Source organism: Oxynema mangrovii CENA135 (assembly GCF_016632315.1).
GTDB lineage: Bacteria > Cyanobacteriota > Cyanobacteriia > Cyanobacteriales > Laspinemataceae > Oxynema > Oxynema aestuarii.
Genome location: NZ_JAEOXH010000002.1, coordinates 676,822 through 696,479 on the forward strand (window position 1 = coordinate 676,822; position 19,658 = coordinate 696,479).

22 protein-coding genes are annotated in these 19,658 nt (G+C 48.4%); 18 read left to right on the forward strand and 4 right to left on the reverse strand.

Annotated features, from left to right (window positions below; all coding sequences use genetic code 11):
- Positions 1-75 precede the first annotated feature (75 nt).
- The gene (locus JJD41_RS16590) at positions 76-1,035 is read left to right on the forward strand and encodes a fatty acid desaturase family protein (RefSeq protein WP_200668531.1); all 960 of its coding nucleotides are present in this window, start codon (positions 76-78) and stop codon (positions 1,033-1,035) included.
- On the opposite strand, the gene JJD41_RS16595 is transcribed toward JJD41_RS16590, so the two are convergent.
- Both JJD41_RS16595 and JJD41_RS16600 read right to left on the reverse strand, forming a co-directional pair.
- Positions 1,032-1,307 carry a DUF7219 family protein gene (locus JJD41_RS16595; protein ID WP_200668533.1) on the reverse strand — a complete coding sequence of 92 codons (276 nt, stop codon included), beginning with the start codon at positions 1,305-1,307 and terminating at the stop codon, positions 1,032-1,034. The two genes, JJD41_RS16590 and JJD41_RS16595, sit on opposite strands and share 4 nt — an antisense overlap.
- Before the next feature lie 82 nt (positions 1,308-1,389).
- Positions 1,390-2,238, reverse strand: coding sequence for a fatty acid desaturase family protein (locus JJD41_RS16600; protein WP_200668535.1), 849 nt, complete (start codon positions 2,236-2,238; stop codon positions 1,390-1,392).
- Between the two features lie 277 nt (positions 2,239-2,515).
- Between JJD41_RS16600 and JJD41_RS16605 the strand changes: the two genes are divergently transcribed.
- The 8 genes from JJD41_RS16605 (at position 2,516) to msrB (ending at position 11,880) form a co-directional block, all read left to right on the forward strand.
- A complete protein-coding gene (locus JJD41_RS16605) occupies positions 2,516-3,589 on the forward strand; it encodes an ABC transporter substrate-binding protein (RefSeq protein WP_200668546.1) in 1,074 nt (357 codons plus the stop codon).
- Positions 3,586-5,313, forward strand: coding sequence for an ATP-binding protein (locus JJD41_RS16610; RefSeq protein WP_234488877.1), 1,728 nt, complete (start codon positions 3,586-3,588; stop codon positions 5,311-5,313). Before JJD41_RS16605 ends, JJD41_RS16610 begins: the two co-directional genes overlap by 4 nt.
- A 335-nt stretch (positions 5,314-5,648) precedes the next feature.
- The gene (locus tag JJD41_RS16615; protein ID WP_200668548.1) at positions 5,649-5,855 is read left to right on the forward strand and encodes a chlorophyll a/b-binding protein; all 207 of its coding nucleotides are present in this window, start codon (positions 5,649-5,651) and stop codon (positions 5,853-5,855) included.
- A gap of 62 nt (positions 5,856-5,917) precedes the next feature.
- Positions 5,918-6,415, forward strand: coding sequence for an orange carotenoid protein N-terminal domain-containing protein (locus JJD41_RS16620; RefSeq protein ID WP_168570942.1), 498 nt, complete (start codon positions 5,918-5,920; stop codon positions 6,413-6,415).
- Positions 6,416-6,599: 184 nt separating this feature from the next.
- Entirely contained in the window at positions 6,600-8,384 is a 1,785-nt protein-coding gene (locus tag JJD41_RS16625) for a tetratricopeptide repeat protein (protein WP_200668550.1), read from the forward strand.
- A gap of 155 nt (positions 8,385-8,539) precedes the next feature.
- The gene (locus tag JJD41_RS16630) at positions 8,540-10,585 is read left to right on the forward strand and encodes a WD40 repeat domain-containing protein (protein WP_200668552.1); all 2,046 of its coding nucleotides are present in this window, start codon (positions 8,540-8,542) and stop codon (positions 10,583-10,585) included.
- A gap of 81 nt (positions 10,586-10,666) precedes the next feature.
- Positions 10,667-11,356: a DUF928 domain-containing protein gene (locus JJD41_RS16635; RefSeq protein WP_200668554.1), complete on the forward strand. Its 690-nt coding sequence runs from the start codon at positions 10,667-10,669 to the stop codon at positions 11,354-11,356.
- Between the two features lie 122 nt (positions 11,357-11,478).
- The gene (msrB, locus tag JJD41_RS16640; RefSeq protein ID WP_200668556.1) at positions 11,479-11,880 is read left to right on the forward strand and encodes a peptide-methionine (R)-S-oxide reductase MsrB; all 402 of its coding nucleotides are present in this window, start codon (positions 11,479-11,481) and stop codon (positions 11,878-11,880) included.
- Positions 11,881-12,040: 160 nt separating this feature from the next.
- On the opposite strand, the gene JJD41_RS16645 is transcribed toward msrB, so the two are convergent.
- Together JJD41_RS16645 and JJD41_RS16650 are read right to left on the reverse strand one after the other, a co-directional pair.
- Positions 12,041-12,526, reverse strand: a complete 486-nt coding sequence (locus JJD41_RS16645) for a BON domain-containing protein (protein ID WP_200668558.1) — start codon at positions 12,524-12,526, stop codon at positions 12,041-12,043.
- 247 nt (positions 12,527-12,773) lie between these two features.
- A complete protein-coding gene (locus JJD41_RS16650; RefSeq protein WP_200668560.1) occupies positions 12,774-13,304 on the reverse strand; it encodes a pentapeptide repeat-containing protein in 531 nt (176 codons plus the stop codon).
- A 227-nt stretch (positions 13,305-13,531) separates the two neighbouring features.
- Here JJD41_RS16650 and JJD41_RS24895 point away from each other — a divergent pair, with 227 nt between their 5' ends.
- The 9 genes from JJD41_RS24895 (at position 13,532) to JJD41_RS16690 (ending at position 19,632) form a co-directional block, all read left to right on the forward strand.
- Complete coding sequence (locus tag JJD41_RS24895; protein WP_234488879.1) at positions 13,532-13,834, forward strand: hypothetical protein; 303 nt, start codon at positions 13,532-13,534, stop codon at positions 13,832-13,834.
- Positions 13,828-14,301: a TrkA C-terminal domain-containing protein gene (locus JJD41_RS24900; RefSeq protein WP_234488880.1), complete on the forward strand. Its 474-nt coding sequence runs from the start codon at positions 13,828-13,830 to the stop codon at positions 14,299-14,301. The genes JJD41_RS24895 and JJD41_RS24900 overlap by 7 nt, the downstream gene beginning before the upstream one ends.
- Positions 14,302-14,484: 183 nt before the next feature.
- The gene (gene atpD, locus JJD41_RS16660) at positions 14,485-15,903 is read left to right on the forward strand and encodes a F0F1 ATP synthase subunit beta (protein WP_200669243.1); all 1,419 of its coding nucleotides are present in this window, start codon (positions 14,485-14,487) and stop codon (positions 15,901-15,903) included.
- Between the two features lie 73 nt (positions 15,904-15,976).
- Complete coding sequence (locus JJD41_RS16665) at positions 15,977-16,387, forward strand: F0F1 ATP synthase subunit epsilon (protein ID WP_200668564.1); 411 nt, start codon at positions 15,977-15,979, stop codon at positions 16,385-16,387.
- Positions 16,371-16,691, forward strand: a complete 321-nt coding sequence (locus JJD41_RS16670; RefSeq protein ID WP_168570950.1) for an AtpZ/AtpI family protein — start codon at positions 16,371-16,373, stop codon at positions 16,689-16,691. Before JJD41_RS16665 ends, JJD41_RS16670 begins: the two co-directional genes overlap by 17 nt.
- A 111-nt stretch (positions 16,692-16,802) precedes the next feature.
- The gene (locus JJD41_RS16675; RefSeq protein WP_200668566.1) at positions 16,803-17,126 is read left to right on the forward strand and encodes an ATP synthase subunit I; all 324 of its coding nucleotides are present in this window, start codon (positions 16,803-16,805) and stop codon (positions 17,124-17,126) included.
- A 215-nt stretch (positions 17,127-17,341) separates the two neighbouring features.
- A complete protein-coding gene (locus JJD41_RS16680; protein ID WP_200668568.1) occupies positions 17,342-18,016 on the forward strand; it encodes a F0F1 ATP synthase subunit A in 675 nt (224 codons plus the stop codon).
- Positions 18,017-18,114: 98 nt separating this feature from the next.
- Positions 18,115-18,393 carry a F0F1 ATP synthase subunit C gene (locus tag JJD41_RS16685; RefSeq protein WP_168570953.1) on the forward strand — a complete coding sequence of 93 codons (279 nt, stop codon included), beginning with the start codon at positions 18,115-18,117 and terminating at the stop codon, positions 18,391-18,393.
- A gap of 3 nt (positions 18,394-18,396) precedes the next feature.
- Positions 18,397-19,632 carry a F0F1 ATP synthase subunit B family protein gene (locus JJD41_RS16690; protein WP_200668570.1) on the forward strand — a complete coding sequence of 412 codons (1,236 nt, stop codon included), beginning with the start codon at positions 18,397-18,399 and terminating at the stop codon, positions 19,630-19,632.
- The last annotated feature ends 26 nt before the right edge of the window (positions 19,633-19,658 follow it).

Below are 19,658 nucleotides of genomic sequence, written 5' to 3' on the forward strand. Positions count from 1 at the left end.
TTAGATTTTAGATTGGAGAAGTTCAAACATCGAGATGTTCCAAACCACGACAACCCTACCGACTTCCTACTCCCTATGAACCCCACCCCACTCCCTCCCCCGGCTCACCTCGATTTAACGCCACCGGAACGGCTCAATATCGGTTTGAGTTGCGCGATCGTTTTCGCCGGATTGGGCCTGCAATGGGGCGCTTCTCACGTCGGTCATGCTGGCCTTGCTTTCGGCTTCGCGATCGCCTTTTCCTTCCTGTTTTTACCCCTCTATTCCCTCCTGCACGAAGCCGAACATAACCTGTTTCATCGGCATCCAAAAATCAATAATACATTTGGCTTTCTCCTCGCTGCTTTTTTCCCGGGTTCCTTTACCTTTTTGCGTTCTTGTCACTTGGGTCATCACCGCCGCAATCGTACCGATGCGGAAATGTTCGATCTCTACTATCCCACCGATAACTTAGGGATGAAACGGCTTTATTTTTACAGTCTTTATTTAGGCTTATTTTGGTTGGCGGTTCCCGTCGCGACGATCGCCTTACTGATTTATCCGAAATTATTACAAAATCAATTACTGCAAGATGCCCCGTCTGCCTCGGCGATGATTAACGGATTGCCTGCCCATTATTTACTAAAAATCCGCCTGGAATGTTTGGCGGTCATTGCCATTCAAGTGAGCTTGTTTTTCTGGCTCGACTTACAACTGCAATGGTATTTACTCCTTTATGCCTGTTATGGATTAAATTGGTCGTCGCAACAATATATCAATCATGCCCATTCTCCCCGACATGTTTTAAACGGGGCGCACAACTTAAAAGCGCACGGGTTGTATCAAGGCTTGCTGTTAAATTTTAACTGGCATTTAGCCCACCATCAATATCCAAATGTTCCCTGGATTTATTTACCGCAATTTGACGATACCGACCGCGATCGCCCGGGATATTTGACGGCATTTATTCGATTTTGGGCGGGTCCCCAACCTTGTCAAGAACCGGAACCGAAGGCGATCGCGCTGCCAAAAATAGGGAAGGAAATTACGAGTTAAGATCGCTCCTGCTTTTCTGAGGGTTCGTTCTTGCTAACATCGGAAGACGTGCCAATGTTTAATTGTTCTTTTTTCTGACAAAGCTCTTCCCAAAGGTCTCCGATCTCTGTAAACGCTTGCTCTAAAGAAATTTTACCGTTACTCGCCAAATTAGAAAGAATAGAAGATCGTTGTACGAAATCTTCCATTTTGTTGTGAAATTCGATATTTTCCGGGGTAAGTTCTCCGTGAAAGTGGCTGTGCGGATAGAGAAATTCGGACTCGGTGGTCATGGTTCGCTCATCCTCGATCGAGACGATATTCTGACGATATTCTTAAGATACAATATTCCAGATATCGGGGATCGAGGGATTATTAAGGATTTTTAATTTTCGGCGATCGCCACGCCAATAAATAGGACGATAGGAAGAAACCGAGAATCGATCGCACGTCCAGATCGGGGTTGAGATGGGGTTTGACGAGGCGATCGTGGGCCTCGGGAAGCTCGCTCCAGTGCAGGGTCGGACGCAAATGATGGATGGTATGATAGCCGTTATTAAAAAATAACCAATTCCCCAAAGAACTGGTAAAATTACGGGAGCAATTGTAGCGATCGCCCGGATTGCAACCGTCGTGCTGAATAAAATTGACACTGAGTAAAGCAATGACGGCCATCCCCCAGGGAATCCCGACAAACCACAGTGCTTTTACGGGATTGGCGATCGCGATCGCGCCGACAAACAGCCATAAAACGACTCGTTCCCGTTGTAAACTTTGTTGTTGTTCCCGGGACAATTGCGGCGCGTCCGGTTGTTTTCTTTGGTGGGCGGTATGGAGAGAAGCCCTCACTAAATAGCGCAACCACCGCACGCAACCGCAGCCTTCTCCCGCCAATTCAGGACTCATCCAATCCCGGCGATCGCCATGATAAATATGGTGGTTGTAATTGTGGGGAATCGCGATTTGAGTCGCGGTATGGCCGCGAATTGGGGTTAAAATGACGTTAAAAACTTGGTTCATCCAGGGTCTGACAAAGATCGGCAAATGTTGGTGATTGTGGTTGATGACACAGGCACAAAAACAAAATAAACTACTGCCAATTAACCAAAATCCCCAGCATCCGACCGGGAGATCGATCGCGAACGGCACTAATAATAAGAGATACGCGATCGCGACAAAGATCAAACTACGCCCGTCGCGCGGCGATCGCAAACTATCAATCATGAATCGGTGTCAAGATCAAATCATAGATCGGCTAATAGATCGGCGATCGCGCTTCACGGCAAAATAGGAGCGATCCGCGCGTTCTTAAACTTTGTTTTAAACTGGCTCACATTTTGGCTCACATTTTTACTGTGGAAACTCAGCTTCGATTGAAGCTAAACTAAGCATTCGGGGGCAATAGCGCTCGATAGATGTCAACCGCTATTGAGTTTTTTAGCAAAGTTATCGGGAGCATCAACATTCGTTTTAACTCTCATTGTCTGGGGAGGATTTTCTCATGCCAAAATTCAATCGCGATCGTTTCGGGTCGAGTTGGGCTTTTTTAAGAAATTTTAACTTTAAACTGCCCGTTAAACGGCGCAAATTTCCCCTATTGCTATCGATTTTGACTCTATTTTGCGTCATCGCACTCAATGCTTGCTTGGGTTTGCCCCAAGGAGAACTGACGCCGTTGCGAATTGGGATTACGCCGTGGCCCGGATTCGATATCGCGATTTACGGGAAAGACGCGGGATTGTTTCAACAACGGGGTCTCGATGTCGAATTCGTTCGCTTTGACAATCAACAAGACTCTTCCCGGGCCGTCATGCGAAACCAGTTAGATCTGGCGTTTGCGTCCTTGTGGGACGTGATGCAAGTCGATCCGACGAGCGATCGCCCCGAGTTCGTCATGGTCACCAACGTTTCCCAAGGGGCCGATGGCGTCGTCGCGAAACCGGGAATCGAATCGGCGAAACAACTGCGTGGCAAAAAGATCGGTTGCAAGTTAGGAACGGTCAACCACCTAATTTTGCTCGAAGCGCTACAGTCGAACGGGATCGAACCGAACGCGGTCGAGATTGCCGACTTACCGAACGAAGTGGCGGCGAGACAACTGAAAGAAGGAACCATCGATGCGGCGGTCTTGTGGGAACCGGATTTGACGGCGATCGCCCGGGAAATTCAAGGAAAAGTCGTCTTTACCACTGCCGAAGTAGACAGTCTCGTGATCGATGGAGTTATCGCCCGTTCTAGCTTTGTCGCCGAACGAGAACGAACCTTGCAACAGTTTATTTTAGCCTGGTTCGACATCATGAACGCGGTGGAAACTCAACCCGATCGCGTGTTTGAGGTGGTCGGCGAACAATTGGGGCAAACGGGCGCATCCTTCGGCGAAGATTATAGCGGATTGCAAAAAGGCGATCGCGACCTCAATCGGCGCATGTTTGCGACCAACGGTCGGTTACAAGAAGCCGTCGTCAAAATTGCCGAGTTGTTAAAAGCCGATCCGCGTCACGGGAAGTCGGTTCGCGAAGACATCCAACTCAATTCAACCTCGGTGAATGCAGCAATTGAGGCGTGGGAATCTTGAGTAAAAAATCTTCTTTCATCAAAAAAGGATTGTCCGGGGAACTGCTGACGGGTTTCGGAACCGCTCTATTTACCGCAGGGTTATTCACTTTATCGTTCAGCTATACCTTATTGGAGTCGCACTTACAAACCCAAGTGCGCCAACAAGCGCGCTCGATCGTCCAAAGTTTGGAATTTTCCACGGAAAGCACCCTCGAAGCCGAACGCCTGTGGATGTTAAGACGGGTGGTGCAAAATTACGTGACCTTACCTGCGGTGCGAGAAATTGCGATCGTGGCTCCCGATGGCGAGACGATTACCCGTAGCGGCGCGTTTAAAAAGGATCGCCCTTACGCTTTGGTGCGTCCCCAACTGGCGGCGGCGATGGAAGACAGTGCTCGTAGCGGAGAGGAACGCTTTCTCGAACTCGAATTAGACGGCAAACCCGTTTTAGTGGAAATTTTGCCGTTTCACAATACCTTATTCGGCACCTCGGGACGGCGGGGTTTGGCGATCGCCATTCTCGATCTGCGCCAACTGCAAGCCGCCACCTTACAAATGTTCTTGACCTTGACCGGGGCGATCGCGATCGGGATTGTGGCGATTTTAATCTTAATGTGGGTCTCGATTCATCGCGTCGTTCTCAAACCCCTCACCCTGGTCAATCAGGCGGTCGCCGAGAGCGATCGTACCGGGGTCTTTACCATGCCTGCGAACCTTCCTCGCAATGAAATTAAATTTCTCGCCCGTAATTTCGAGCGGGTTGTCAAGCAGTTAGAAGCTTACGACCAACTGCACAAGGAAATCGAACAGCGCAAGCAAGTCGAAGCGGCCCTACGCAAAAGCGAGGCGCGAGAACGGGCCAAATCTCACGAACTCGGTAAGTTAGTGCGCGAATTGAAACAAACTCAAGCGCAGTTAGTACAAACCGAGAAAATGTCGAGTTTGGGGCGCATGGTCGGCGGTGTGGCCCACGAGATCAACAATCCGGTGAGTTTTATTTTTGGCAATTTGACGTTTGCTCAGGAGTATTTCGAGCAGTTGGTGGAGTTGATCGAACTGTACCAACAGAGTTATCCCCAACCGACTCCACAGATCGCTCGACGACTCGACGAGGTCGAACTGGAGTTTTTAATCGACGATACCGAGAAACTGTTCGCTTCGATGAAAGTCGGCGCCGAGCGGATTCGAGATATCGTGCTGTCTTTACGCAATTTCTCCCGCTTTGACGAAGCCGAACTCAAGTCAGTCAAGATTGAGGAGGGCTTGAGAAATACGTTATTGATTCTGCAACCGCGTTTGCAAGGCGGATCGCCCATCGAAATTGTCACCGTGGAGGAGTTTGGCGATCTGCCTTTGGTGGAGTGCTATGCGAGTCAGATCAATCAGGTGTTTCTTAATTTACTCAGCAATGCGATCGATGCGTTGGAGTCTGACCAACGCTACCGCCAAGGTCGGGAACTGCCCGTCCCGGCGACGATTTGGATTCGCACTGAGGCGTTAAATAAGAAGACGATCGCCGTTCGCGTCCGCGACAACGGGCCGGGAATGCCTCCAGAAGTCCGCGAAAAGGCATTCGATCCGTTTTTCACCACCAAGGAGATCGGCAAGGGAACGGGTTTGGGTCTTTCGATTAGCTATCAAATTATCGTCGAGCAACATAAGGGACGCTTGGAGTGCATCTCTAAGCCGGGGGAAGGGACCGAGTTCGTTATCGAGATTCCCACTCAAATCCCCAGAAGCTGAAATCGACTCCCCTCGATCGCGGGTAGCCGATTTCTAGAGATTTATTGAGATATCTTGAGCTTTATTGCGATTTATAAAGATTAGTTTCTATTAATTGCCATAAATTGAGTTTTATAAAGTTATGCGATCGCTGCGAACCCCCGAGACAGGCGATCGCGAAGAAATTCGGGCGATTAAAAAATTTTTTCTACTCTCTGAAATCTTTTAATATCAAGCCTTTCAGCTTTTTGAGCGATCGAGATCGCCAGTTGCCGTGAGTCAAGTCACAACAATATAAATTTACAATGCGTTACATTTCTTAATAACAGAGACAGCGCAAACAGGAGCGACTACCCATGAACGGCTACACCGTCAACGAACAAGGACTGATGAATAACTTTGCCGTCGAGCCCAAGATGTACGTTCAAGAGCAATCGCGCACCGGGTTTACCGAATATGCCGAAAAACTCAACGGACGTTTGGCGATGCTCGGTTTCGTCTCCATGCTCGTGATGGAAGCCTTGACCGGACAGGGTTTAATCTCCTGGTTGAGCAATCTCTAACCTAACAAATCATTTCTTTAACAACAGACGACCGTAAACCACATTCAACAGAGGTTCTACACATGGCTGTTACCACCGAATTTAATACCGCGATTTTCAATCCCCAACTCGAAGCCGTTCCCGCGACCCTCGCCGAGTACGAGCGCTTGAGTACCGACGACAAACTCGGCTTGCTGTGGGTGATTTACGAAAATCTCGGCGGTGCAATTACGCCTGCCGCTCCCGGCGCCGCCCGGATGCAGTTTGCCGAAGGTCTGTTAAATCAAATCCGAGAAATGCCCTTCGAGGCGCAACTGCAAGCGATGCGCGACTTGGTAGAGAAAGTCAACAATCCGATTTCGCGCGCCTACGGCGTCCTGAGTAATAACAACAAACTGGCTTTTTGGTTCCAACTGGCGGAATGGATGAAGTCCGGGGAAGTGATTCCGGTTCCCGCGAACTACAGCTTATCGCCGCGTGCGTCTGCGGTCTTCAATCGGATTACCCTGCTCGACTTCAACCAACAAATCACCGTTTTGCGTAAAGCCGCTACGGACATGGGAATCGATCCGTTTGCATAAGTTTGGATTCGATCAGTTCAGATCGCATAGTTGATACTTCCTCCTCCTCCCAACAGAATTAAGACGCGAACGAGCGGGCCGTAACGGGCTCGCTTTTTTTTGCTTTTTTGAGAGGATTGGGCTAGTTATAGTGGGGGGAGACAGCGATCGCCCAGATCGCCGAAGGGGGTAGGGTGCACGATCGATGGATAAGATTCAAGAGAGTAAAAGTGCCGAGCGCACTCAGATAGATAGCGCGATCGCCCGCTACGAAATCGCCCTCGACCGAGTCGATGAAAGCGTCGATCGCGAGGAAGGCGCCACCGGGGAGGTGATTTTAGAGCTGCTGCTCGCTCGCGATCGACTGCACGAGGCTTGGAGTCGCTCTCAACTCGGCGATCGCAGTGCCAAACGCATTGTCGAACTCGACAACCGCCTGCGACAACAGAGCGCCGCGATCGCCAACCATAGAGAATTGAAGCATTGGAAACAGAGCCTGAATCCGCCGGAAAGCTTTTGGTGGTGGCAGTTGAGCGATCCGGTACGCGACAGCTTGCGCGCGATCGAGCATTACGAACGGACTCTGAGCGCGATCGAAACCGATCGCCGTCCCAGTTCCGAAGCCATTTTAGAATTACTCGCCGCCCGCGATCGCGTCGAGAGCGTGCGCGATCGCCTTCCCAAAGCTCAGATCGCCGCGATCGTCGAACTCGATCGCCGCTTGAAACAACAGCGATTGACGATCGCCCGGGGGAATCAACTGATCGGATGGCGCAACACCCTCAAACCGCCCGCCGATCGCTGGTGGTGGTATTTGAACCCGACCCTGATCGGTTCCGAAGAAGAACCCGCCTCCTTGTGGGATTGGTTGTGTACCGGAATTTCGATCGGTTGTCTGGCGATCGCTGCCAGCTTTACCGTCAGCACCTATGAAGTGTTTAAATCCAACCAACAAATCGGTCGCGATCTCGCCCAACATCTCGCCACGATCGCCCAAGCGGGAGGGTTGGTCTTAGTCACCGGAGGTGCCGTCACCAAACAAGGTCAAAAAATCGTCGAAAATATTTTAATTAGCGCTCGCATTCCCCCCCGATGGCAAGGCGCCGGGACTTTGATGATTTCGAGCGGATTGCTGTTGATTTCTTGGGGGATTTATGCCAACTTGCCCAAGTGGGGGATAGACTACTTTAATAAAGGGGAAAATTTGGCACAAATCGGGCAGTTTTCCCAGGCGATCGCTCAATACCGCCAAGCTCAAAAATTCCCGCTCCAACGGAATCTCGAACAACAGTTAATTGCCAGCTTGGGTGAAGCTTACGAAGCACGGGGCGAACTCGAAAAAGCTCAAGAACAATATCAGTTAATCGGCGATCGCGATCGACAAGCCGATTTAATGGTCGGTTTAGCCCGTCATTACGAAGATCGAGGACAACTCGATCTCGCAAAATCAATTTATGAAAAGTTTTTAAATAATGCCCGATCCGCAAACGCCCTCGGTCGCGTTATTCTCCTAGAAGGCTTACAACAAGTCGGCTGGACGGGCAAACTTCCCGAAGCCGACGTGCGCCAAGCTGAATTTTATTTCGAGTTAGTCGAACATCAACTCAGCCAGCACGATGATTTCTACTCCGAACAACTACACTATCAGGTTGCTTTAAATAAAGGGATTTTGCGTTGGGCGCAGGTCGATTTAGCGCAACCCAAACCGGAAGATTTAATCTTCTTATTACAAGCTTACGGTAACTTTCAAGAAGCCTTTCAAGTCGAGCAACTCTTACCGACCACCGCCGACGGAGGACGGGCGAAATGTTATTTAGAGATTGCCGGATATTTGCTCGATCGCTTCCACAATCTCCAAGTCAACTATCGCGGCGTTCCACCCCATCAAGCTTGTTACGATCGCATCAATGCTTTATATCGTTCTGATTTTATTCACGATCTTGAATTAATGGATGCGGCGATCGAAGTGAATTTGAAAAGTCCGGAGTGAAGGAAAAAAGGCAAAAGTCCATCCATAGATATTGAGATGGGGAAAGGAATTTCAGCCTGCGGGGAATGCGAGCATCTCGATCGCTCCCGATCGCCCAATTCAAATGCTCGATAGCTTATAAAATTTTAAATCTAAAATCTAAAATCTAAAATCTAATGCACCCTATAGAATTTAATTCAAAAACTGATTTAAAAAAATGGATCGTTGCCGGGACGATCGCGGCGATCGCGGCAACGGCGATCTCGGGACTGCTTTTTAAACTAAAAGAACGGAACAATTCCGATCTCGTTTCACCCCACAATATTGAGATCGAACCAAATAGTATTGCCAAACTGCAAGAAGTCCCAATTTTTCCGCGTTTGAGCCATCAAGGTTCGGTCAAAACAATCGCTTTTAGCCCGGATGGAGAAGTTTTAGCGAGTGGAGGGGGCGGTCACTTACTCAGACTTTGGAATCGAGATGGGACGTTACAAAAAACGTTAGAACCGGACTATTTTTCTGAAATTGAAACCTTAGCTTACAGCCCGGACGGGCGACAGTTGGCTGTCGGCGATCGTAGTGGAATAATTGCATTGTGGGATATCAGTGAAGGGGTCAATAAAGCTCGCTTACAAAAGAGTATTATCGCCCATCAAGATGCTGTTTGGGCGATCGCCTATCGTAGCGATGGCAAATATTTAGCGAGTAGCAGTCGAGATAAAACTATTCGCTTGTGGAATCTCGAAACGGGGGAAATGGTCGAAGATTTCAGCGATTGGCAGGACATTTTAGCGAAACCGATTCACTCCCTCCGTTTTACCCCCGATCGCCAGATGTTAATCGGTGCGAATACCTGGGATGGGGTGTTTTTTTGGGAGGTAACGGACGATGCTCCAAGGGAGTCGCGTTCTCAATTATTAGAAGTTCGCTCGGTCAGCGCGATCGCCTTGCAAGAAACGGGGAACAAAAAATCCGAACGTTCCGAGTTTCAACTCGCGACTGGAACCCTGAATAATAATATCTTGTTATGGAATCGCGATCGCACCGAGGTCGTTCGTTCCTTCGAGGGTCACGAACAGCGAATTAATAGTATTGATTTCAGTTCCGATGGAACGATTTTAGCCAGTGGTAGCGACGATTACACCGTCCGACTGTGGAATGTAAAAACTGGAAAACTTCTGCATATTTTACGGGGGCATTCGGAACGGATTACCGACGTAGTCTTGAGTCCGAACGGGCAGTTTTTGGCGACGGCGAGTGAAGATATGACCGTCAATCTTTGGAAAGTTGAAAGCGGTGAATTATTACAAACCTGGCGCCGTCATAACGGCTCAATTAGCGCGATCGCCTTCAGTCCGGACAGTCAGTGGGTCGCCAGTGGGAGTTTAGACCATCAAATTAAGTTTTGGCAGGTCGGGGAGTCGGGAGCGATCGCCACCCTCTTAGGAAACGGTGATTTTGTTAGGGCGATCGCCTTCAATCAGGCTTCCAATTGGCAATCTTCCCCCTTATTAGCGAGCAGTTATGGCAGTGGTAAAATTACGTTGTGGAATTGGCAAGAAGGGCGTAAACTTTGGACGATCGATCGCGATTTTAGTGAAGTTTTAGATATTTCCTTCAGTCCCGACGGTCAAGTTTTAGCCTCCTGTAGCGGTGAAGGCGACGAACCGCACGTGCAGTTGTGGAATGTAGAAAACGGCGAGTTACTGACTGAGTTAAAGGGTCATCAGGATACGATTTACGCGATCGCCTTTCATCCCAAAGAACCTATTTTAGCAACGGCGAGTTTCGACCAAACGATCGGTTTGTGGGATTGGCAAAAAGGCGAGCAAATCGATCGACTTGCGCCACAAACGACTGAGGCGATCGCCGTTACTTTTAGTCCCGACGGGGACATGTTGGCCACGGCCACTCGCGACGGACAGATCAAATTATGGAATACCAAAGACTGGACGGAACTCAAGGTTTTAAATGGGACTCGTGGGATTATTTCATCTTTAACTTTTAGCCCGGACGGTCGGCTGCTAGTGACGGGCGATCGCCATAATTTACTGAGTTTTTGGAATGTACAAACCGCAGAAAAATTAAGTTCTCTTACAGGTCATGCGTCGGCCATTAATAGCGTGAGTTTTAGTCCCGATGGCACGACGATCGCCACGGGAAGTGATGATGGAACGATTAAATTTTGGCAAATTTCACCCCATATTGATATCGTTCATTAGTGATGTTTGAAATAGGATTACGATTGCCTGCATCCGTGCAAGCGATCGCCATAGATTTTTCTGAAAAGGGGGTGTAAAATAATGAATAACGATTTATATTTATCGATCCAACGAGTCTGCGGGCTGATGGTAGGGGCGATCGCCGCCGGGGTATTGCCGACATTCACTTCACCCGCGATCGCCAACGAACAAAACACGGATTCTGACTTGCGACTGTACCAACCCGAACGGGGTGGGACTTGTCTGCTCGGTGACAAACAATTGACCCCTTTAATTCCCGTTAATTCTGAAGAATTTAACAATCTCGGAACCCTCTCGGAACGGCCCTCTTTTTTCGTCTACATTCCCCCCAATCAAGCTTGGGAATTAAAGTTCGAGATCGTTACCGAAAATGAGCGGCAAGAATCGGAAAATGTGGTCGGAACGCCGCTTATTTTTGAGGTTCCCGATGGCGGTGGTGTGGTTCGCGTTGTCTTACCGGAATCGGTTTCTTTGCAAGTCGGTCGGCGTTATCAATGGTCGTTTGTGGTGGTTTGTGATTGGGAAGATCCCAGCCGTGCGATCGCCGTTCGCGGCGAAATTCAACGGTTAACTCCTGCCGAATTATCGCGCGAGAAAACCCCCCACTTTCGCCTCGCGCGCATTTGGTACGATGCCTTAGAGGCGTCTTACGAACTCGGTCAAGCAGGGAAATTATTAAAATTAGTCGGCTTGGGAGAATTTGCCGAAGAACCGTTAATTTCTTTAACGGAGTCCGAGAGTTCGGAATAAGAGTCTCGCCGAGCAAATACGGCGCGATCGCATCTAAAAAGAGCGATACAATGAAAAGAGAAGTGGCGTAGTTTTTCGCGATCGCCACTGAGTCGAACGCGCAATCTTAAAGGAAATCACCAATGGGTTACAACGTCGAAAAAACTGATGCAGAATGGAAAGAACAGCTCACCCCGGAGCAATTCCAAGTAACGCGCAAAAAAGGTACGGAAAGAGCCTTTACCGGAGTTTATCACGACCATAAGGAAAAAGGGGTTTATAAGTGTATTTGTTGCGGAACCGAATTATTTAGTTCGGAAACAAAATTTAATTCGGGTACGGGATGGCCTTCTTTTTGGGCGCCGATCGCCTCAGAAAATGTAGGGGAAGAGGAAGACCGCAGTTTGTTTATGCGACGCACTGAAGTGCATTGTTCTAACTGTGGCGCGCATTTAGGTCATGTCTTCAATGACGGACCGAAACCGACGGGTTTGCGCTACTGCATTAACTCGGTTTCTCTCGACTTCGATCGCCAAGAAGAATAAACCCCGAGGGAGGCAGACGATCCGCATCCCTTCCACGGTCAAAACCCGCACGAGATCCCGGAAAAAAAGTGGGAGACGTGCGGGTTTGACTAAAAAGGTTATACCCCAATAATCTTATTAAGAATTATTGAGAATTATTGAGAATCGCTCAATTCGTCAGTTATGAGGCGACTTCTTGCAATCCCAATTCAAAGGTCACTTGATGGACGCCGGGAATATTTTTAATTTCTCGAACGATATCTTTAGCGGTTTGGCGATCTTGGACGGTTCCCGATAAAATGACCGCACCACTGGAGACGTTGGCGACCAAGTTTTCAGAAATATCCGATGCAATTTTATTTTGAATTTCGCGATCGTTCAGAGGTTGACCCCCGGTATTGCGTCGGACGTACTCGATCCCTTTATATTGCGTTTTTTCGGGACTGAGTTTGAGGGTTTCTTCGGCTTGTTTTTGACGACTATTGAGAGCCGAGTCCGAGGCACCTAATGCGGCGACTTGAGTGTGCGCGATCGCCGGGAAAGCGCTCGTTGCCATCAGAACTACCACGGATAGCAAGGCGAATGGAGTTTTGAGCGATCGCCGATTGAGAGCAAATAAACTGGCGAGCGTGAGAGCCGCGATTCCTAAAGTTAAGATGATATTCATAGGCAAAAAATCTCCTCAGTTGGGTTGAAAATCAATGGCTTGCCAAACGGTCGGTAAATCTCGATGAAGTTTTAAGCCAACTCTTTGACCAGCACGATTCAAGCCTATCGATTTTGACCCCCAACTGACATCTATCAATAGATTGCCCCTTTAAAAACAGACCTCTACCTTTGGGTAGAGATTCGCTTGAGGCAGATGGAATGGCGATCGACGAGAAATAAACACCCTGCTAGTGGCGATCGCATCATTAATCCTCTCTCGGCATCGTACCATCAGCTAAAACAACTTTATCGAGGATGGCTTGGCTTAAATCGACCCGTTCGAGGTCAGAGCGAGTTAAATTGGTGTCGTAGAGAATGGTGTGATTCAAATCGGCTTCGGCGAGGTTAGTTTCCGTTAAATTTGCTTGCGTGAAATCGGTATTGGTCAAAAGAGCACGATAGAGATTGGCACGAATTAAGTTCGCTTTTTTGAAGTTACAAGCGTTGAGATCGGCGCCGCTTAAGTTGGCGTAACTCAAATTGGCTCGAACAAAAATCGCGGCAGCCGAACGAATTGCCGTTAAATTTCCATAGGTTAAATCGGCGCATTTAAAGTTTGCTTTTTCCAGGTTGGCACCTTCTAAATTCGCATGTTTGAGGATGGCATAACTGAGATTGACCCCGGCGAGATTGCTGTAACTCAGGTCAAATCCAGTTAAATCAATTCCGGTTAAATCCTGTTGTTGGAAATCCCGGACTCCCTGTTTTAATCGAGCTTTCACTTGAATGACGTTCACGAATGGACACCTCCTAATTTTTGGCCATTTTAAAAAGGAGAAATGTATAAATCGATGCAAACGAGGGCGATCGCCGATCCCTTGTTGCATCGAGATCCCCTACTCACAAGATACCGTGTTTTTTGCCGTAAAAGTCTCCCCTGCTGCCTTTACGAGCGCCCTTTTTTTGGCTCACAATCGAGGACGGAAGGCAACCCAAACTAGAAGAATATTGGAGGAAATTGCATTTGGCTGCTTTAGCTTCGGTGTTCGTTGTTTTGACTTTATCATTACTTATCAACCGTATTGCGACGGTGGTACTGACTTTAACTGGATTATCCCGCGAGTCCGCCCGTTTTCAAGCGCGATCGGCCTTAACTGGGGTCGGCTTTACGACCCGCGAATCCGAGCAAATCGTCCGCCATCGGGTTCGTCGAGAGACGATCTCGGTGTTGATGTTGCTCGGAAATGTCGGGATTGTGACGACGATTTCTTCATTATTGTTAACGTTTCTCATGTCGATCCGCGACAGTGGATCGTCCGCTTGCTGATTTTAGGGGTGGGACTGTTCCTGTTGTGGCGGGGAGCCACCAGTCAGTGGATCGATCGCCATCTGTCCCGGGCGATCGAATCGGCGTTGCGACGGTGTACGCGGCTAGAGGTGAGAGATTACGTGCGCCTTCTCAACTTGTCTGGAGAATATACCGTCACGCAATTGAGGGTACAACCGCAAGATTGGCTCGCTAACGACGACTTACAAGGGTTAAACCTGACCCGTGAAGGGGTCACCGTTTTGGGAATTCACCGCTCCAACGGGCGTTACGTCGGCGCACCCCAGAGCGACACGCGCATCTATCCCGGGGATACCCTGGTGCTTTACGGGCGCCTTCCGGTGTTAGCCGAACTCGACGATCGCTGTGCGGATCTGGCGGGAGAAGCCTCCCATCACCGGGCGATCGCCGAACAAGAACGGCGGGTCAAACAGCAGGATTGCCAAGAAAAACAAGAAAATTTTTAACCTTCAAAGCCATGACTCGGCGATCGCAAATCCCCCTTATGGATATCGAGTCTCTGTCCTTGGGAAGATGTACCGAATCAATATATTTTGGTAGAGGTAAAGCATAACAGAAGCGAACCGACCGAGGCGAGAGTGAATTGCAACCCGGAGGCGATCGCTTCTGGTGTAGCTAGACCCGGAGCGATCGTGAGTGAATCTCAAGCATTGCCAGCCAACCGAGGCGAAGTTATCTCCATTCGCGGCAGCGTCATCGACGTGCGTTTTAACGATCGCCTCCCCGAACTGTACCATCGCTTGAGTGCGGGGGAAAACGACGAGATCGCGATCGAAACGATCGGTCATCTCGACGATCGCACCGTGCGCGGGATCGCCCTCAACTCCATTTCCGGCTTGGGTCGCTCCTCGACGGTCACCGACACGGGCAAACCCCTACAAGTCCCCGTCGGTCGGCGATTGCTCGGTCGCGTTTTCAACGTTTTTGGCGAATCCGTCGATCGCAAAACCCCGATCGTCGAGGGGGAATGGCGATCGATCCATCAAAAACCGATCCCCATGCGCGATCGGGCCACCACCTCCGAAATTCTCGAAACCGGGATCAAAGCGATCGACCTACTCGCTCCCCTCGAACGGGGTGGCAAAGCCGGACTGTTTGGCGGTGCGGGAGTCGGCAAAACCGTTTTAATCACCGAAATGATTAATAACATGGTATCTCACCACGAAGGCATCAGCCTGTTTTGTGGCATCGGCGAACGCAATCGCGAAGCTGAAGAACTCTATCGCGATATGAAAGAGGCGGGGGTTCTCGACAATACCGTTCTCATTTTCGGGCAGATGAACGAACCCCCCGGCGCCCGCTTCCGCGTCGGTCACGCGGCCCTGACCATGGCCGAATATTTCCGCGACGACGCCCAACAAGACGTTTTGTTATTGATGGATAACATTTTTCGGTTCATCCAAGCGGGACAAGAAGTCTCGGGACTGATGGGCCGCCTCCCCTCCCGCGTCGGCTACCAACCGACCCTCGGCACCGAACTGTCCGAGTTGGAAGAACGCATCAGCAACAGCACCAGCGCCGCCATTACCTCGGTGCAGGCGGTTTACGTACCCGCCGACGATTTCACCGATCCCGCCGCCGTCCACACCTTCGGACATCTCTCTTCTTCGATCGTCCTGTCGCGCAAACGAGCCAGTCAGGGGCTTTATCCCGCCGTCGATCCCCTCCAGTCCGGCTCGAAAATGCTCACCCCCACGATCGCCGGAAAACGTCACTATCAAACAGCTCAAGCGGTCAAACAAACCCTAGCTAATTATCAAGAATTGAAAGATATTATCGCCATGTTGGGCATCGAGGAACTTTCCCAGAGCGATCGCCAAGTGGTCGAGCGCGCCCGACGCTTAGAACGGTTTTTAACTCAGCCCTTTTTTGCCACCGAACAGTTTACAGGCAAAGCGGGTAAGTTAGTTTCCTTAGAAGAAACTTTAGCCGGATGCGATCGCATTTTAGATGACGAATTTTCCGCTCGCCCCGAACGCCGTCTTTACATGATTGGCGCGATCGACGAGGTCAAAAAATCGGACGAACCGGGGAAGACAGACAACTAAAAACCAACTTATTATTTATTTTGTCTTTTCCCCTCACGATCTCGATTTTCGAGTCAGTTGAGTTCTCTATAAAATGACGATTAATTTAAAAATTCTACTCCCGAACGAAGTCTTTTTAGATCGAAGCGTAACTAAAATTAATGCAGAAGCAGACAACGGTTCCTTTGGCATCTTGCCGAATCATATTGATTTCGTCACCGCCCTCGTTCCCGGTATTTTAGCTTACGAAGATCGAAGCGGCGACGAAAGCTTTATCGCCGTCGATGAAGGAATTTTAGTCAAATGCGATCGCGAGGTTTTAATTTCTACTGGAGCGGCGATCGGCGATCGAGATTTAGAACATTTAGATCGCACCGTCGAAGAACAGTTTAAACGCTCCGACGATCGCGAAAAACAAACCCGTTCGGCTTTAGCAAAATTGCAAGTTGGCTTCGTTCGGGGCTTTGTCGAACTTACAGGAGAAACTGGTGAAACGCCCCAATAAATTCGGTTTAAAAAAATACCGAAAAAAACGCGATCGCTTTCAGCAAGAAATCCGTCAAAAATCCCGACGCAAATTAAAAGCACGCCGCGATGAGGATGAAAATTTGTGGTTTTGGGTGGGAACCTTCGGTCTCGTCGGTTGGGCGATCGCCATTCCCACCCTCATCGGAACGGCGATCGGAATTTGGCTCGATCGCACCTGGGAAAGTCAATATTCCTGGACATTAATGATGTTATTATTTGGCGTCATTCTCGGCTGTTTTAATGCTTGGTATTGGATTCAGCGAGAACGAATAGAACGATAAGCTAAACAATCTTAATTCTGTTAAAATGACTTGATTTAAAAGAGCGATCGCTTATTTTAAAATCATTTTAAAATATTGTACGTACAAAGCCTAGAACTTAAGGTTAAATTCATGAACTTAGAATATTTCGCAGAATATTTCGCAGAATATTTACCTCTCCTTACAGCAATTCTTGGAGGATTTGCTTTAGGACTATTTTACTTTGGTAGTCTTTGGGTGACCGTGCGTCAACTGCCAACAACACAATGGCCAATTCGCTTAATTATCAGTAGTTTAATCGGTCGCTTGACGATTGCTTTATTAGGGTTTTATCTAATTATAGACGGGCAATGGCAACGCGCCTTACTGGGATTACTCGGCTTTATTTTAGCTCGTTTCATCTTAACGAAAAGCTTGAAACTTCCCCAAAATGCTAACTTTTCGATCCAGAAATAAGCGATCGCCCCTATCAAAAATCGTTTCTTTCTGTAAATTCTGCATGAATTTCGTTCGATCGCCCATTTTTCGATCCATTTCTTGGCTTATTTTTGATTGGTTTATTTTTGATAATAGCTGTGGTGCGATCGAAAAGTTGGAACATCTAAAAATGTCTCATTAATATCTCATTAATGTCTGACTTGTATCATTAATAATTCTCCAATTTAGACCCGATGGAAATTAGCCCGGACAATATTATTTTATGGCAATCGGGAATCGTCAAACTAAATGCAACGATTCTCTACACTTGGCTTGTGATGATAATTTTAGTTGGCGGATCGTGGGTAGTGACTCGCCAGTTATCGGTTCAACCTAAACTTTCTCGACGGCAACATATCTTGGAAATCATTGTAGATGCGATCGCCGACCAAATTCGCGATGCCAGTCGTCAAGAACCCAGCCAATTTTTGCCCTTTATCGGTACTTTATTTATCTTTGTTGCCACTTGTAATTTACTGACCTTATTTCCAATTTACGAATCTCCGGCGGGGTCGTTATCGACAACAACCGCATTAGCTTTATGCGTCTTTGTTGCCGTTCCTTTATACGGGATTAAAAATCGAGGAGTAGGAGGCTATTTAAAGCATTTTTTGCAACCGTCCCCCTTCATGTTACCGTTTCAACTCATCAGCGAAGTTTCGCGGACTTTATCCCTCGCCGTTCGCTTATTTGGAAACATCATGAGTGGCAGTATGTTGGTGGCAATTTTGCTTTCGATCGTGCCGTTATTGTTTCCAATGGTCATGCGAGCTTTTGGCTTGTTAATTGGCGTGATTCAAGCTTATGTATTTGCAATTTTGGCAATGGTTTACATTGCTTCGGGAATGCGCGCTCAGAAGAGCAGTTAACGATCGAAAGCCATCGAATCTAGAGCGTTAATTTTGGTTTCAGTACAAAAGAACTATCGGAAGAAATATCGTCCAAAAAATAGGAGTAAAAAAGATCGATGAGCGACATTAGTTTAATTGGGATGATGTCAATTTTTACCGCAGGACTATCGATTGGTTTAGGAGCGATCGGTCCGGCGATCGGTGAAGGATTGGCGTTAGCAAATGCGATGCGAGCTTTGGCGCAACAACCGGATAAAGCGAATACGATTACTCGTACTTTATTTGTGGGGATGGCGTTGATTGAATCCACGGCAATTTACTGTTTTGTCGTCTCGATGATTTTAATTTTTGCCAATCCATTTTGGAATTATGTTTTAGATCGAAGTGGAGGGTAATTCGTGTTAATTGATTGGTTTACCGTTATTGCCCAACTTATCAATTTCTTAATTCTCGTTTATTTGTTGCAGCGTTTTTTATACAAACCCATTGTCAAGACGATCGCCGATCGCGATCGACAGATCGAGCAACAGTGGAATGAGGCGCATCGATCGCGCGAAGTCGCCGACCGCGAAGCTAAATCGTACCGCCAGCAACAAGAACAGTTAGAGCAACAGCGAGATCGCTGGCTCGCCGAAGCCCGGGAAGAAGCGGAAAAATGCCGCAAGTCTTTAGTGGAAGAAGCGCGATCGCAAGTCGATCGAATGCGCGCCCAGTGGCATTCTAAGTTACGGCGAGATCGCCATCATTTTGTAGAAAACTTGCAAAATCAACTCGTCGAAGAAACGGACAGTTTGACCCGGCGGGTTTTGCGGGATCTCGCCGATATCGATCTCGAAGAGCGCGAGATCGCCCAACTGATCGATCGCCTCCATCACTTGAGCGATCGCGATCGCGAGCAAATTCGCGAAGCACTCAACTCGTCTGACGCGCCGATTTTAATTCGCACTCGCTTCGCGCTGTCGCCGGAAACTCGCGAGGAATTCCTCAATGTAATGGGGCGAGAATTAAAGATTGACGGGGTAGATGTCAATTTTAAAACATCAGACCGAGTAATTGGCGGAATTACGCTGAATATAGGCGGATATCAAATTGCATGGACGATCGAATCTTATTTGCAAGGGGTTCGCGATCGCTTCCGAGACGCGATCGATCGCGTGACGGTTCCCCTAGATCGAGAGGAAAGCGATCGGGTCGAGTCCGAGGAAAATCGGGAAAAAGCCTTGCAGGTCGAACTCGTCCGCCAAAGTTATACGATCGCCCGTCGAGTTTTAAAAGATTTCGCCGATGAAGAATTACAAAACCGCGCGATCGATGTTTTCCTACGACAATTAAAACAATTGGACGAACGAGACCGAGACGAGATCGCGAGATCGATCCGAAATTCCGGACAGGCGATCGCAATTCGTACCAGTTTTAAGCTCTCCCAATCAACCCGACAGCAGTTAATCGATCGGTTACAAGAGTGCAGCTTACTCGATTTGGAATCGGTCGAATTTGTAGAATCCTCGGATCTCGATTGTGGCATCCAGTTAAAGCTGGGCGATCGCGAAATTGGGTGGACATTAGACGGATATTTCCAAAATTTAGAAACGGAGTTGATGGGGATCGAAAAAGAGCTACAAGCAATTCAGTAAAGAGAGACAATCTAGTTATTTTTATA

Bases quoted from the DNA above. Each gene is read 5' to 3' on its own strand.
- JJD41_RS16675 (WP_200668566.1), top strand. From the start codon at position 16,803: ATGAACTTAGAATATTTCGCAGAATATTTCGCAGAATATTTACCTCTC.
- JJD41_RS16665 (WP_200668564.1), top strand. From the start codon at position 15,977: ATGACGATTAATTTAAAAATTCTACTCCCGAACGAAGTCTTTTTAGAT.
- JJD41_RS16635 (WP_200668554.1), top strand. From the start codon at position 10,667: ATGAATAACGATTTATATTTATCGATCCAACGAGTCTGCGGGCTGATG.
- msrB (WP_200668556.1), top strand. From the start codon at position 11,479: ATGGGTTACAACGTCGAAAAAACTGATGCAGAATGGAAAGAACAGCTC.
- JJD41_RS16625 (WP_200668550.1), top strand. From the start codon at position 6,600: ATGGATAAGATTCAAGAGAGTAAAAGTGCCGAGCGCACTCAGATAGAT.
- JJD41_RS16645 (WP_200668558.1), bottom strand. From the start codon at position 12,526: ATGAATATCATCTTAACTTTAGGAATCGCGGCTCTCACGCTCGCCAGT.
- JJD41_RS16680 (WP_200668568.1), top strand. From the start codon at position 17,342: ATGGAAATTAGCCCGGACAATATTATTTTATGGCAATCGGGAATCGTC.
- JJD41_RS16615 (WP_200668548.1), top strand. From the start codon at position 5,649: ATGAACGGCTACACCGTCAACGAACAAGGACTGATGAATAACTTTGCC.
- JJD41_RS16590 (WP_200668531.1), top strand. From the start codon at position 76: ATGAACCCCACCCCACTCCCTCCCCCGGCTCACCTCGATTTAACGCCA.
- JJD41_RS16600 (WP_200668535.1), bottom strand. From the start codon at position 2,238: ATGATTGATAGTTTGCGATCGCCGCGCGACGGGCGTAGTTTGATCTTT.
- JJD41_RS16620 (WP_168570942.1), top strand. From the start codon at position 5,918: ATGGCTGTTACCACCGAATTTAATACCGCGATTTTCAATCCCCAACTC.
- JJD41_RS16630 (WP_200668552.1), top strand. From the start codon at position 8,540: ATGCACCCTATAGAATTTAATTCAAAAACTGATTTAAAAAAATGGATC.
- JJD41_RS16595 (WP_200668533.1), bottom strand. From the start codon at position 1,307: ATGACCACCGAGTCCGAATTTCTCTATCCGCACAGCCACTTTCACGGA.
- JJD41_RS16605 (WP_200668546.1), top strand. From the start codon at position 2,516: ATGCCAAAATTCAATCGCGATCGTTTCGGGTCGAGTTGGGCTTTTTTA.
- JJD41_RS16685 (WP_168570953.1), top strand. From the start codon at position 18,115: ATGAGCGACATTAGTTTAATTGGGATGATGTCAATTTTTACCGCAGGA.